This is a genomic window from Tardiphaga robiniae (assembly GCF_001618955.1).
Classification (GTDB): Bacteria; Pseudomonadota; Alphaproteobacteria; order Rhizobiales; family Xanthobacteraceae; genus Tardiphaga; species Tardiphaga robiniae_A.
The window spans coordinates 43,165-57,373 of record NZ_LVYV01000013.1; the positions used below are offsets into that span (position 1 = coordinate 43,165).

Below are 14,209 nucleotides of genomic sequence, written 5' to 3' on the forward strand. Positions count from 1 at the left end.
GCCCTCAGCTATCCACCTTCAGCGCCGCGATAAAAGCTTCCTGCGGGATGTCGACCTTGCCGAACTGCCGCATCTTCTTCTTGCCTTCCTTCTGCTTCTCCAGAAGTTTGCGCTTGCGGCTGATATCGCCGCCATAGCACTTCGCGGTGACGTCCTTGCGCAGCGCGCGGACAGTTTCGCGGGCAATCACCTTGCCGCCGATCGCCGCCTGGATCGGAATGACGAACATGTGCGGCGGGATTAGTTCCTTCATCTTCTCGACCATGGCGCGGCCACGGCCTTCGGCGCGGGTGCGATGGACCAGCATCGACAGCGCATCGACCGGCTCGGCATTGACCAGGATCTGCATCTTGACGAGATCGGCGGCCTTATAGTCGGTCAGATGATAGTCGAACGAGGCGTAGCCCTTCGAGATCGACTTCAGGCGATCGTAGAAATCGAACACCACTTCGTTGAGCGGCAGCTCGTATTTCACCATCGCGCGCGCGCCGACATAGGTCAGCTCTTTCTGATTGCCGCGGCGTTCCTGGCAGAGCTTCAGCACGCTGCCGAGATACTCGTCGGGTGTCAGGATCGTGGCTTCGATCCACGGCTCTTGGATTTCGGCGATCTTCACCACATCCGGCATGTCGATCGGATTATGAATCTCGATCTCCTCGCCGTCGGTGAGGTGCATCTTGTAGATCACGCTTGGCGCGGTCGCGATCAGGTTGAGGTCGAATTCGCGGCTCAGACGTTCCTGGATGATTTCCAGATGCAGCAAGCCGAGGAAGCCGCAACGGAAGCCGAAGCCGAGTGCAGCCGAGGTTTCCATTTCGAACGAGAAGCTCGCGTCGTTCAGCCGCAGCTTGCCCATGGCGGCGCGCAGCGTTTCGAAGTCGTCGGCATCAACCGGGAACAACCCGCAGAACACCACCGGCACTGCGGGCTTGAAGCCCGGCAGCATCTCGGTGACCGGCTTGCGGTCGTCGGTGATGGTGTCGCCGACGCGGGTGTCCGCGACTTCCTTGATGGCGGCCGTAATGAAGCCGATCTCGCCGGGGCCGAGTTCATCGACATTGACCATCTTCGGCGTGAAGTATCCGACGCGCTCGACATCATAGGCGGCATTGGTGCCCATCATGCGGACGCGCTGGCCCTTCTTCATGACGCCGTCGACGACGCGGATGAGGACGACGACGCCGAGATAGACGTCGTACCAGCTGTCGACCAGCAGCGCCTTCAGCGTGGCGTCGCGGTCGCCTTTCGGCGGGGGCAGCCGGTGCACGATGGCTTCCAGCACGTCGGGCACGCCAAGACCTGTTTTCGCCGAGATCATGACCGCTTCGGATGCGTCGATGCCGATCACGTCCTCGATCTGCTTCTTGACCTGATCGGGTTCGGCGGCGGGCAGATCGATCTTGTTGAGGATCGGCACGATTTCGAGATTGGCGTCGAGCGCGTGATAGACATTGGCGAGCGTCTGGGCTTCCACGCCCTGCGAGGCGTCGACCACCAGCAGCGCGCCTTCGCATGCCGCCAGCGAGCGCGAGACCTCATAGGCGAAGTCGACGTGGCCGGGCGTGTCCATCAGGTTGAAGATGTAATCCTTGCCGTCCTTGGCCTTGTAATGCAGGCGAACGGTCTGCGCCTTGATGGTGATGCCGCGCTCGCGCTCGATATCCATGGAATCAAGCACCTGCTCCTTCATCTCGCGCGCCTGCAACCCGCCGGTGATCTGGATCAGGCGGTCGGCCAGTGTCGATTTGCCGTGGTCGATATGGGCAACGATGGAGAAGTTGCGGATGTTCGAAATCGGGGAGGTTGTCATGCGCGCGGGATAGCATTCAGGCCCTGATGCAGCAACCTTAATGCGGGTTTTCGCCCGGATTCCGGCCCTGTTTCCGTCACGGCATCCTGATTTTACTCCGGCCCGAAACGCGCTAGGCAGGGCCCCATGAGTACAATCGCTTCCTCCGCCCCTGCCAAGCGCCGGGGTATTCTCTCAATCGGTCGCCGCGGCGCCGCCCGGCTCGTCGCCTGGGCCTGTGATCCGCATTTGAGCACCGTCCTGGTGGTAGGGTTCACGATCGCCCATGTGGTGCTGTGGACCGCCATCCTGACGCAGGTGAAGGCCGCGCAGGACATCCATTTCGACGTCTCCGAGGGCTATGCCTGGGGGCAGAAGTTCCTGTGGGGCTATGGCAAGCATCCGCCGCTGTCGGGCTGGATCTCAGGCGTCTGGTTTAAATTTTTTCCGCCGGTGGACTGGGCGACCTATCTGCTCGCCATGGTCGTCGTTGGCATCGGCATGATCCTTTGTTGGGCGATCGCGTTGCGCGTGGTCGATCGGCGCCGCGCCTTTTTCGTGCTGCTGATGGTCGCGATCTATCCGATCTTCAATTTCAAGGGCTTCAAATACAATCCGGACCTGCTGCAGCTGGTGACTTTGCCGCTGGTGGTGCTGGCCTATTTGCACGCATTCGAGAAGCGTTCGATCCGCTCGGGCTTCCTGCTTGGCCTCGCCGCTGCGCTGGCGCTGATGACCAAATACTGGGTGGTGACGATGATCGGCGCCATCGGTCTGGCCGCGCTGATCCATCCGCAGCGGATGCTGTTCCTGCGCTCGCCGGCCCCGTGGATTGCCATCGCGACGATGGTGGCGGCGATGATTCCGCATCTCGACTGGGTGCGGCAGGTGGAATACGCGCCGTTTCGTTACGCCGGCGATACCTACAAGATCTCGTCGCGCTGGGAGAGCCTGCAATTGGCGTGGGGCTATGTCGGCCACAACGTCGCGCTGCTGCTGTTGCCGCTGGGTCTGGCCGCTGCGGTGCTGGCCTGGGGCCCACGCTGGTGGGCGTCGGTGGCGCGCGATCCCCGCGCATTCGTCAAGCGGCCGTGGTCACTGACGACCAATCCCGGTGTCCGCAGGGATCAGGCCCTGAATATCTGGCTGATCCAGGCCATCGTCGCCATCGGCCCGCCGATCGGTGCGTTGTTGTTCGACGTCTACATCAAGACCGATTGGGGTATCTCGCTGTTCTTCCTGGTGCCGCTGGCGGTCATTGCGATCCCGGCGCTGAAGATGCCGCGGGTCGCGCTGGTACGGCTCGCCGCGATCTGGCTGGTACTGTCGCTGGTCACGCTCGCCGCGGCACCGCAGATCGCTATTGCGTCACTGCCGCGCGATGCCAATGGCAATTTCGCCCATATCTCCTATTCGCAGCTTGCGCGTGAGCTCACCGAGGTCTGGCACAAGCGCTTCCACACGCGCTGGAGCGAGGTCGTGGGCTTCGTCGATGTCGCCGAGCAGATGACGTTCTACAGTCCGGATCATCCGCTGCCGCTGACGCCCTATGAACCATGGCCGTCAGGTGTGACGTCGATGGAGGAAGCGAAGCGCAACGGCTTCATCGGAATCTGCCTGGTCGGTGACTGGAAATTCGACCGCTGCGAAGCGTGGATGAAGGACAATCTGCCGAATGCCGAACGCATCGTGATGTCGACGCGACGCTTCTTCAAGGGCAATATCGGCACGACCACGCGGTGGAATGTCTATGTGATGGCGCCTGGCGCGATGAAATAGCCGTTCGCTGACGAAGCAGCTTTCGGCGAACCGCTACTCTTCACCGAACTTGTTGGTCACGAGCTCGGTGATCGCATCCAGCGCCGCTTGTGCCTCGACGCCTTTGGCAGTGACCATGATGCTGGTCCCGGGGCCGGCGGACAGCATCATCAGGCCCATGATGGATGTGCCGCCAACGGTCTCGCCGTTGCGTGTCACCGTGACGTCGGCATTGAAGCGTTCGACCATCTGCACGAATTTGGCAGAGGCGCGCGCATGAAGGCCACGCTTGTTGGTAATCGGAATCTCGCGGGAGACGCCGCTGGACACCGTCGTATCGTCTGGGCTGCCGCTCATTTGCCGGCGAGAACGCGGCTGGCGATGGTGACGTATTTGCGGCCGGCTTCCTGTGCCATGGCGATCGCATCGGGCAGCGTGCGCTCTTCGCGCACCTTTGCGAGCTTCACCAGCATGGGCAGATTGATACCGGCGAGAACCTCGACCTTCGGCCGGCTCATGCAGGAGATCGCCAGATTCGATGGCGTGCCGCCGAACATATCAGTGAGGATGGCAACGCCATCGCCACTGTCGACGCGATTCACCGCTTCGATAATGTCGCTTCGACACAAATCGGAATCGTCTTCGGCGCCGATCGTCACGGCTTCAATTTGTTTTTGCGGACCCATTACGTGCTCAAGCGCCGCCTTAAACTCGTCGGCAAGGCGCCCATGGGTCACAAGTACTAGACCAATCATCGGAAACTCCTCGTGGGTGCTTTTGGTGCACCGCACGAAAGGGCCACTTTGACCATCCAGAGCCCCTATGCAAGAGGGCTCTTCGCGAATCTCCCTTAAATTGCACGGATGCGGCGGGAAGTAGCGCGGGTCTATTCGGTGGCGATAGTGGGACTAATATGGTTACCAATTCCCTTCGAGCAATCGTCCAAAGGTCGCACTGCGGCTAAACCATCGATTGTCGTAAGTACAGCTACGACCAATGGTAGTGGTGAAAAGCCCGCACTCACCGGGATTCGGGGCAATTCGACGCCCTCCAGTGTGGTTTTGAGCGCTTCCGGCTCTGGCAGGCGCGCGGCGTCGGTGGCGTCGAGATCGACCACCAGCCCGACAATGGCACCGGTGGCGCAGTCCAGTCGCCGGATTCCGAGCCCCCTGATCTCAAGCAGCCCGACCAGTTCGGGCGCCGGCCGTACCCACAGTTTTCCGTCCCTGACATCCAGATGCACCCGGTCGTCGCCGACCAGCATGGCCTCCGGAACCTGCCCACTCTGACCGGCGAGGATCAGGTCGAATACCAGCCGCGATTTTCCGGAGCCGGACGGCCCCCTGATCAGGACGGCGCGGTCATCGACCAGTACGGCGGAGGCATGGATGCTTTTGCCATCCGCGCTCATGTGGCCGGTAACCGTACCACGAAGCGTGCACCCAGCACCGGGATCTCGCCGTCGGCGTTGGCCGGTCCGATGCGGTTCTCTGCCCAGATCGTACCGCTATGGGCCTCGACGATCTGCTTGGAGATCGACAGGCCGAGGCCAGAATTCTGGCCAAAGCCCTGATGCGGGCGGTCGGTGTAAAAGCGCTCGAAGATCCGTTCGAGTGCATCCAGTCCGATGCCGGGGCCGTCGTCATCGACGACGATCTCGATCTTGCCTTTCAGGCGACGGCAGACGATCCGCACCTTGCCGCCCGGCGTCGAGAATGACTGAGCATTGGTGACGAGATTAGTGATGACCTGACCGAGGCGGGAGTCGTGGCCGGGCACCGAAAACGCGTCGGTGGCAGCGCCTTCGAAGCGGACTTCAACGCCGACGTCATGACCGAGCTTGGTTTCGTTGGCGACCGAGGTCAGCGTAGTCAGCAACCGTCGGACATCGACGGGCGCCGTGTCGTTGCGCTGCAGCTCGGCGTCGAGACGGCTGGCGTCGGAAATATCCGAGATCAATCGGTCAAGCCGCCGCACGTCGTGCTCGATGACGGCGAGCAGACGGCCGCGGCTGTTATCGTTCTTCGCCAGCGGCAGTGTTTCCACGGCGGAGCGCAGCGATGTCAGCGGATTTTTCAGCTCGTGCGAGACATCGGCCGCGAACATCTCGATCGCCTCGATGCGATTATAGAGTGCATCGGTCATGTCGCGCAGCGCGCCGGAGAGATGGCCGATCTCGTCGCGGCGGCGCGTAAAATCCGGGATCTCGACACGGGTGCGGATACGGCGGCGAACACGCTCCGCGCTGTCGGCCAGCCGTCGCACCGGACCTGCGATGGTCGATGCCAGCAGCAGTGACAGCACGATCATCACCACGGCCGCGACGGCAAAGACTTTCAGAATTGCCAGACGTTCGGCAGTCACCATCTGGTCGATGTCGTCGCCCTGGGTCGACAGCATCAGCGAACCATGCACGGCGCGGAAGCGCTGCACGGGTACGGCGACCGAAACGATGACTTCGCCCCGTTCGTTGATGCGCACCATGCTGCTCTTCAGGCCGTCGAGCGACTGCTGCACTTCCTGATAGCCGTTGCCGTTTTCCGGACCGAGTTCGCGATAGAGCGGAAGGTCGCCGCGATTGAGCCAGGTTCGGACCGCGATCATCGTGCGTTCGGCAAAGCCAGGCTTTTCGGTGGTCGGCGGCGGCAGTTCGAAGCGCAACACATCACCGCGGCCATAAAGGCTGCGGCTGTCGAGGATGAGCACGCCGTCGCGGTCGTAAATGCGTGCGCGCGTCTTGGTCGGCGAAATCAGCCGCCGCAGCACCGGCGCAACGCGTTCGGGATTGATCGGGAAATCGAGGCCGGAGAGTTCGTCCGGCACGCCATAGGTTTCGCCGGGCTTGAGATCGAGCAAACGGTCGGGGTCGATCGTGATCGTATTGGTTTCGACGGTGGCCGAAGCGGCAATGGCGCTTGCGATGATTTCGGCCTGCACCAGCAGGCTCTGCGCGCGGGCGTCGATCAGGCCGGCGCGAAATTGCGAGAGGTAGAGAATGCTGGCGACGAGGGCGCAGAGGCCAGCGAGGTTGAGCGAAACGATGCGACGCGTCAGGCTCGAGAAAGTCAGCGCAACGAAGAACTGCCGGGCGCGGCGCAGCCAGTCGAGCGGGCGCTGCCAGCCGCGACGGGTGCGATCGGCATCGCCGCCTGCCGCATGCGGCGACGTGCCGTCGGCGTCCAGGCTTTCATCAGGCTGCGTACGATCCAGCAATGCCAAAACTGCCCGGTTGTTGTCGATATCTGCGATGCGCCATGCCGTGCTCATTGTTGCGTGGGCGGATGCGCATTCTAGCGCAGCACGGCTGAGCCGTCAGGCCCCAACCGTGCCGCGGGAACCCTCTACAGATCAGGTTTCCTTGAAGCGATAACCGACGCCATACAGCGTCTCGATCATCTCGAAGTCGTCGTCGACGACCTTGAACTTCTTGCGCAGTCGCTTGATGTGGCTGTCGATGGTGCGATCGTCGACATAGACCTGATCGTCATAGGCGGCATCCATCAGCGCGTTGCGGCTCTTCACCACACCGGGGCGCGTCGCCAGCGCCTGCAGGATCAGGAACTCAGTGACGGTCAACGTGACCGGCTCGTTCTTCCAGGTGCAGGTGTGACGTTCCGGATCCATCCGCAGCAAACCGCGATCGAGCGCCTTGGCGTCGGTCTCCTTCGGAGCGGCAGTCGGGTCCTTCGGCGCGGCGCGGCGCAGCACGGCCTTGACGCGCTCGACCAGCAGACGCTGCGAAAACGGTTTGCGGATGAAATCGTCGGCGCCCATTTTCAGGCCGAACAGCTCGTCGATCTCCTCGTCCTTCGACGTCAGGAAGATCACGGGCAGATCGGACTTCTGGCGCAGACGGCGCAGTGTCTCCATGCCGTCCATGCGGGGCATCTTGATATCGAGGATTGCGAGGTCCGGCTGGCTCGTGCGGAAGCCATCGAGTGCGGAAGCACCATCCGTATAGGTCATGATGCGGTAGCCCTCGGCTTCCAGCGCGATCGATACGGATGTGAGAATGTTACGGTCGTCGTCGACCAGTGCGATAGTTGGCATGAGCCTGCTTTCCGAAGCGGGATGGGCTATCCGGCAGAATTCAACAATCCGCCGTATGAGGTGGCCTTAAGAACACAGTCAACAAACAAGTCCTGCAACGAGCAATGCAAGCTGGGCTGAAGTGTGGCCGAGTTCCCTGAACGCTTGAATGACGCGTGGGTTCCATAGATGTATAGACCTCCCGCCAAAGAAGAAGAAGCTACTTTTTGCAATGAAATACGGGATTTAACGATGCAGCCGACCCCTGATTTCGACCCCTCGCGCGTCATCCGGTCGCTGTTGCGGCGTAGTCGGCAGGGGGCGCTGGCCACCCTGGCCGTCGGTTCCGGAGATCCTTATTGTGCGCTGGCCAATATCGCCAGCCACCCGGACGGGTCGCCGATTCTCCTGATTTCCCGGCTGGCGCTCCATACCCGCAATATCCTGGCGGATGCCCGCGTCTCGCTGATGCTGGACGAGCGGGCTCCGGGTGACCCCCTGGAGGGCTCGCGCATCATGCTCGGGGGTATCGCGCAGGAGGCCAGCGACTGCGAAAAATCGCTGCTGCGCCGGCGCTATCTGAGTGCCCATCCATCCGCGCAAGTCTTTGTAGACTTTAAGGATTTCTCGTTCTTCAGGGTCGTGCCGAAAAGCGCCCATCTGGTGGCTGGCTTTGGCCGCATTAACGACCTGAAGCCGGAGCAATTCCTGACCGATCTCACTGATGCCGAAGGGATGCTGGAGGCAGAGGAGGGCGCTGTTGCTCATATGAACGCCGACCATCTCGATGCGCTCAATCTCTATGCAACGAAGCTTCTGCGCGTGGAGGCGGGCGACTGGCGCTGCACCGGATGCGACCCGGATGGCATGGACCTGCAGAACGGCGCGACGGTGCTCCGGCTGGACTTTCCGCGGCGGATTGTCACTCCGGGTGCATTGCGGCAAGTCCTGAAGGAACTCGCAGAGCAGGCCCGCGCTTTGAATAATTGAGCGGTATCAAGTGCCGTGCTGGAATAAACCAAATATATGGACGGCAGCTTGGCATTTCACATCTTCGTCACTATTAGATCGCCGGGTTACGGCCTCGGTGGTTATAATGACGGCTACCGCTGCTGACGTGCGATTGAAGACAGTTGCACAGGTCGGATATGCGGACTCAAGGAGGAATATTCCGTGCAAGAGACGGGCGTACGCAACGGTGCCTATGGCGCCGACAAATTCGGACTGAAAAATCTCAAAGCGGTGAACTGGAATCTCGGCGCGCCGCAGCTTTACGAGTATTCGCTGCGCAATGGCGAAGCCGAATTGTCGTCCGATGGCGCGCTCTGCGCTGACACGGGTGAGTTCACCGGCCGCAGCCCGAAGGACAAGTTCACCGTCAAGGATGCTTCCACCGAACAGATGTGGTGGGCTGGCAATCAGTCGATCACGCCGGAGCAGTTCGAAGCGCTCTATATCGATTTCAAGAAGCACGCCGAAGGCATGACCCTGTTCGCGCAGGACCTTTGCGGCGGCGCCGATCCGAGTTTCCAGATCAAGACCCGCGTGTTCACCGAACTCGCATGGCACTCCCTGTTCATCCGCACGCTGCTGATCCGCCCGGAAGCATCGGCGTTGAAGGACTTCGTGCCTGAACTCACCATCATCGACCTGCCGAGCTTCAAGGCCGATCCCAAACGTCACGGCTGCCGCTCCGAGAACGTCGTGGCCATCGATTTCGCCCGCAAGATCGTCCTGATCGGCGGGTCTTATTACGCCGGCGAGATGAAGAAGTCGGTCTTCACCACGCTGAACTACTATCTGCCTGCCAAGGGCGTGTTGCCGATGCACTGCTCGGCCAATGTCGGCCCCGACGGCGACAGTGCGATCTTCTTCGGCCTGTCCGGCACCGGCAAGACCACGCTCTCGGCCGATCCGAAGCGCACGCTGATCGGCGACGACGAGCATGGCTGGGGCAAGGACGGTATCTTCAATTTCGAAGGCGGCTGCTACGCCAAGACCATCAAGCTTTCCGAGGAAGCCGAGCCCGCGATCTATGCGGCATCGAAGCGCTTCGGTGCGGTGCTGGAAAACGTCGTGCTCGACGCCAATACCCGCCTGCCGGATTTCGACGATGGTTCGAAGACCGAGAACACCCGCTCGGCCTATCCGCTCGACTTCATCCCGAACGCTTCGCGCACCGGCCGCGCGCCGCAGCCGAAGAACGTCGTGATGCTCGCCGCCGACGCGTTCGGCGTACTGCCGCCGATCGCCAAGCTGACCCCGGCGCAGGCGATGTATCACTTCCTGTCCGGCTACACCGCTAAGGTCGCCGGCACCGAGCGCGGCCTCGGCAATGATCCCGAGCCGGAATTCTCGACCTGCTTCGGCTCGCCGTTCCTGCCGCTCGATCCGTCGGTTTACGGCAACATGCTGCGCGACCTGATCGCCAAGCACAATGTCGACTGCTGGCTGGTCAATACCGGCTGGACCGGTGGCAAGTATGGGGTCGGTTCGCGCATGCCGATCAAGGTGACCCGCGCGCTGCTGACCGCCGCGCTGAACGGCTCGCTCCGCAATGTGGAATTCCGCACCGACAAGTATTTCGGTTTCGCAGTCCCGACCGCGCTGGATGGCGTGCCGTCGGAAATCCTCAATCCGGTGAACACCTGGAAGGACAAGGCCGAGTTCGATGCCACCGCGCGCAAGCTGGTTGGCATGTTCCAGAAGAACTTCGCCAAGTTCGAAGCGCAGGTCGACGCGGATGTCCGCGCCGCGGCGCCGGATGTGAAGCTGGCAGCTGAGTAATTCGCTGCTTCAAGATTGAATGCGAAAGGGCGGCCGTAAGGCCGCCCTTTTTGTTTGGTCACCGCGCTCTGTTGTCATCGGCCCGCCTGACCGGGGCGATCCAGCACACACGAATGTCAGTGGCATGCCACACAGGCTTCTGCATGGATGCAGCGTCGATCCAGCGGTGAATATCGCCTCTCGCTCGAATACTGGGTCGCCCGGTCAAGCCGGGCGACGACACATAGTGAACTGAGAGCCCACTTCAGGAAGGCCCACCTATGAAGAACATGATGCTCACCTGGCCATTCTGGGCGCTGCTGTCCGCGGCCTTTGCGGCGCTCACGGCGATCTTCGCCAAGGTCGGCATCGAGAACGTCAATTCCGATTTTGCCACTTTCATCCGCACCATCGTTATCCTGCTGGCCGCGGGCATGATGGTCTATGTCACCGGCAACTGGCAGTCGCCGTCCAATGTATCAGCGAAGACGTGGGTGTTTCTGGTGCTGTCTGGTTTCGCGACCGGAGCATCGTGGATCTGCTATTTCCGTGCGCTCAAGCTTGGCAATGCCGCGCAGGTGGCGCCGATCGACAAGCTCAGTGTGGTGTTCGTGGCGGTGTTTGCCGTGTTGTTTCTCGGCGAGAAATTGTCGCTGCCGAACTGGCTCGGCGTCATCCTGATCGCTTGCGGCGCGGTGCTCGTCGCGTATCGCGCGTGAGCGCCGCCGCGCTCACGTCGCCTTTCGCGCCTGCAGACTCGTTGTGCTCGGCAGATCGCCCGCAACCGGCACGCCCCAGATATCGTCGGCATATTCGCGGATAGTACGGTCCGACGAGAACCATCCCATCCGGGCGGTGTTGAGAATCGCGGCGCGGCTCCAGGCTGAGCCGGCCCTCCACCGCGTGTCGATGCCGCGTTGGGCTTCGTAATAGGAGTCGAAGTCGGCCGAGACCACATAGTGATCGAGGTGGCGCAGCGCGTGGCCGACCGACGCGTAACGGCCGGGATCATCCGGCGAGAACGCGCCGGTCTCGATAGCCTGGATCGCGCGGCCGAGATTGGGCGACTTGTTGATCACGTCGGAGGCATCCAGGCCCTTGGCGCGACGCTCAACCACTTCGGCAGCGGTCATACCGAAGATCGCGATGTTCTCCGGGCCGACATTGTCGCGGATTTCGATATTGGCGCCGTCCAGCGTGCCGATGGTCAGCGCGCCGTTCAGCGAGAGCTTCATGTTGCCGGTGCCGGAGGCTTCCATGCCTGCGGTCGAGATCTGCTCGGAGAGATCAGCCGCGGGAATGATGACTTCCGCGAGGCTGACATTGTAGTCCGGCAGGAATGCGACCTTCAGCTTGCTGCCGATGGTGGTGTCGTTGTTGACGGTCTCGGCGACGTCATTGATCAGGCGAATAATCAGCTTGGCATAGCGATAGCTCGCTGCCGCCTTGCCGGCGAAAATCTTGACGCGCGGCACCCAGTCCTTGCCCGGCTCGTCCTTGATCGCCTGATACAGCGCGACTGTTTCAACGAGGTTGAGCAGCTGTCGCTTGTATTCGTGGATGCGCTTGATCTGCACGTCGAACAGCGCCGACGGATCGGCCTGTACGCCGAGCTTCTCTCCGATCACGCGGGCCAATGCGAGCTTGTTGTGATGTTTGACCTTGCGGAATTCCTGCTGGAACGCGGCGTCGCCGGCAAAGGCCTCGAGCTTGATGAGGCGCGTGGGATCGTCGAGCACGGCTTCGCCGCAGGTGGCGCGCAACAGGTCGGTGAGCTTCGGATTGGCTAGCATCAGCCAGCGGCGGAAAGTAATGCCGTTGGTCTTGTTGGTGATGCGACCGGGATAGAGCTGGTTGAGATCGTGGAACACGGTCTCTTTCATCAGCTCCGAATGCATCGCCGAGACGCCGTTGATGCGGTGCGAGCCGATGAAAGCGAGATTGCCCATGCGGACGCGGCGGCCTGACGTCTCGTCGATGATCGAGACCGAGGCGCGATAGGCGGTGTCGCCGGGGCGCGTCGCATCAGCGCGGTCGAGATGCGCTTCATTGATGCGGTAGATGATTTCGAGATGCCGTGGCAGCAGACGCTGGAACAGTTCGACCGGCCAGGTCTCCAGTGCTTCGGGCAGCAGCGTGTGGTTGGTGTAGGACAAGGTCGCGTTGGTGATCTGCCACGCGGCATCCCAGCGCATATTGTGCTGATCGACCAGGATGCGCATCAGCTCGGCGATGGCCAGGCTCGGATGCGTGTCGTTCATCTGCACTGCGGCCTTGTTGGCGAGGCCACGCAGATTGCCGTCGGAATGGAGGTGACGCTTCACCAGATCCTGCAGCGACGCCGAGACGAAGAAGTATTCCTGCCGCAAACGCAATTCGCGGCCGGCAGCACTCTCATCGTTCGGATAGAGGAATTTGCAGATGGCTTCGGCGCGCGCCTGCTCGGCGCTGGCGCTGACATAGTCGCCGGTGTTGAAGACGTCGAGCCGCAGCGGATCCGGCGCGCGCGCCGACCACAGCCGCAGCGCATTCACATGCTGGCCGCGCCAGCCGACGATGGGGGTGTCATAGGCAACAGCCTCCACGGTCTCGCCGGGATGCCAGATCACCTGCTTGCGGCCCTTGCCGTCATCGACGGTCTCGATGCTGCCGCCGAAATAGACGTTATACGTGACTTCCCGCCGCGGTAGTTCCCACGGATTGCCAAAGCCGAGCCACTCGTCGGGATATTCCTGCTGCACGCCGTGCGAGATGACCTGACGGAACAGGCCGAAGTCGTAGCGGATGCCATAGCCGAAAGCGGGAATGCCGAGCGTTGCCATGCTCTCCATGAAGCAGGCAGCGAGGCGGCCGAGGCCGCCATTGCCGAGCGCGGCATCCGGCTCGCATTTGCGGAGTTCGTCGAGGCCAACACCAAGATCGCCGAGCGCGGCTTCGAACAGCGGCAGCAGGCCCATATTGTTCAGCGCGTCGGTGAACAGGCGGCCGATCAGGAATTCCAGCGAGAGGTAATAGACCCGCTTGCGGCCGGCATCATAGCTCTCCTTGTCCGAGGTCAGCCAGCGATGCACCATGCGGTCGCGCAGCGTCAGGGCGGCAGCCTTGTACCAGTCGTGCTTGGTGGCGAAGGCGGCTTCCTTGCCGATTGCCAGCCGCAGCTTGACGAGAATGGCGCTCTTGATGTCGGCAAGCGCCAGTTCATCGACAGGCGTGTTCTCCGGCTGGAATTTCGCTGGGACTGATTGATCTGACAAACCGGCCATCCTGAGCTGTGTCACTGACCAAAATCATACGCGCATTTGACTGCTGCCGGAACCCGTAGAGGTGGCGAGGTTTTGCAATGGAACTGCCCGGGAATTGGGCAAAATTTGTTGTCGTCCCGGCGGACGCCGGGACCCATACCCACTGTTGTCAAAGTATCGCGGACAAGTCGCTCCAATCTAAATTATTCCGTTCGATTAATTCGGTCTTCTACTCCCGCTTCCAGTTTTTGAGCTGCTTTTCACGGGCGATTGCTTCAACGATCGAGCTGAATTCCTCGACATGGACGAGCCGCATGACCTTGTATCTCTTTACGAATTCAGACCCGCGGCCGCAGCGGTGCAATTCGAGTCGGGTACGGATGTCATTGGTGACGCCGATATAGAGCGTGCCGTGGTGGCCGCTGGCGAGGATGTAGACGAAATACGTGCGGGATTGACGCATGGCTGCCCCCCGAACACTGACACGGTGTTTACGGGTCCGCTGAGTTCTCAAACGAAGTGCAACACCAGACTAGGGTGTTGCGATGGACCGAACCTACGCCCAGCTGTCGCTGGATGACCGCTACAGGATTGCCCAGCTTTACGCCGAAGGGCGCTCGATCCG

12 protein-coding genes are annotated in these 14,209 nt (G+C 61.5%); 4 read left to right on the top strand and 8 right to left on the bottom strand.

The features are described 5' to 3' along the window. Positions 1-4 precede the first annotated feature (4 nt). A complete protein-coding gene (gene lepA, locus A4A58_RS16190) occupies positions 5-1,810 on the bottom strand; it encodes a translation elongation factor 4 (RefSeq protein ID WP_068733888.1) in 1,806 nt (601 codons plus the stop codon). Positions 1,811-1,936: 126 nt separating this feature from the next. Here lepA and A4A58_RS16195 point away from each other — a divergent pair, with 126 nt between their 5' ends. After that, the gene (locus tag A4A58_RS16195; RefSeq protein ID WP_068733889.1) at positions 1,937-3,568 is read left to right on the top strand and encodes a glycosyltransferase family 39 protein; all 1,632 of its coding nucleotides are present in this window, start codon (positions 1,937-1,939) and stop codon (positions 3,566-3,568) included. 33 nt (positions 3,569-3,601) lie between these two features. On the opposite strand, the gene A4A58_RS16200 is transcribed toward A4A58_RS16195, so the two are convergent. The 5 genes from A4A58_RS16200 to A4A58_RS16220 all read right to left on the bottom strand — a co-directional run bounded on the left by A4A58_RS16200 (position 3,602) and on the right by A4A58_RS16220 (position 7,597). Next, the gene (locus A4A58_RS16200) at positions 3,602-3,904 is read right to left on the bottom strand and encodes an HPr family phosphocarrier protein (RefSeq protein WP_068733891.1); all 303 of its coding nucleotides are present in this window, start codon (positions 3,902-3,904) and stop codon (positions 3,602-3,604) included. After that, on the bottom strand, positions 3,901-4,302 hold the full coding sequence (locus tag A4A58_RS16205; RefSeq protein ID WP_068733893.1) for a PTS sugar transporter subunit IIA: 402 nt from the start codon (positions 4,300-4,302) through the stop codon (positions 3,901-3,903). Before A4A58_RS16205 ends, A4A58_RS16200 begins: the two co-directional genes overlap by 4 nt. 131 nt (positions 4,303-4,433) lie before the next feature. After that, on the bottom strand, positions 4,434-4,937 hold the full coding sequence (locus tag A4A58_RS16210) for an HPr kinase/phosphorylase (protein WP_433993631.1): 504 nt from the start codon (positions 4,935-4,937) through the stop codon (positions 4,434-4,436). A gap of 17 nt (positions 4,938-4,954) precedes the next feature. Then, entirely contained in the window at positions 4,955-6,760 is a 1,806-nt protein-coding gene (locus A4A58_RS16215) for a sensor histidine kinase (protein WP_081421901.1), read from the bottom strand. Positions 6,761-6,895: 135 nt separating this feature from the next. Continuing rightward, complete coding sequence (locus A4A58_RS16220; protein WP_068733897.1) at positions 6,896-7,597, bottom strand: response regulator transcription factor; 702 nt, start codon at positions 7,595-7,597, stop codon at positions 6,896-6,898. 231 nt (positions 7,598-7,828) lie between these two features. Here A4A58_RS16220 and A4A58_RS16225 point away from each other — a divergent pair, with 231 nt between their 5' ends. The 3 genes from A4A58_RS16225 to A4A58_RS16235 all read left to right on the top strand — a co-directional run bounded on the left by A4A58_RS16225 (position 7,829) and on the right by A4A58_RS16235 (position 11,061). Then, entirely contained in the window at positions 7,829-8,566 is a 738-nt protein-coding gene (locus tag A4A58_RS16225; RefSeq protein ID WP_068733899.1) for a HugZ family protein, read from the top strand. 183 nt (positions 8,567-8,749) lie between these two features. Further along, complete coding sequence (locus A4A58_RS16230) at positions 8,750-10,363, top strand: phosphoenolpyruvate carboxykinase (RefSeq protein WP_068733901.1); 1,614 nt, start codon at positions 8,750-8,752, stop codon at positions 10,361-10,363. Between the two features lie 260 nt (positions 10,364-10,623). Next, positions 10,624-11,061, top strand: a complete 438-nt coding sequence (locus A4A58_RS16235; protein ID WP_068733904.1) for an EamA family transporter — start codon at positions 10,624-10,626, stop codon at positions 11,059-11,061. 12 nt (positions 11,062-11,073) lie between these two features. Here A4A58_RS16235 and A4A58_RS16240 read toward each other — a convergent pair whose 3' ends face one another. Both A4A58_RS16240 and A4A58_RS16245 read right to left on the bottom strand, forming a co-directional pair. Continuing rightward, positions 11,074-13,605 (bottom strand): glycogen/starch/alpha-glucan phosphorylase, encoded by a 2,532-nt coding sequence (locus A4A58_RS16240; protein WP_068733906.1) that lies wholly within the window; start codon positions 13,603-13,605, stop codon positions 11,074-11,076. Positions 13,606-13,813: 208 nt separating this feature from the next. Next, complete coding sequence (locus A4A58_RS16245) at positions 13,814-14,047, bottom strand: GIY-YIG nuclease family protein (RefSeq protein WP_068733907.1); 234 nt, start codon at positions 14,045-14,047, stop codon at positions 13,814-13,816. Between the last annotated feature and the right edge of the window lie 162 nt (positions 14,048-14,209).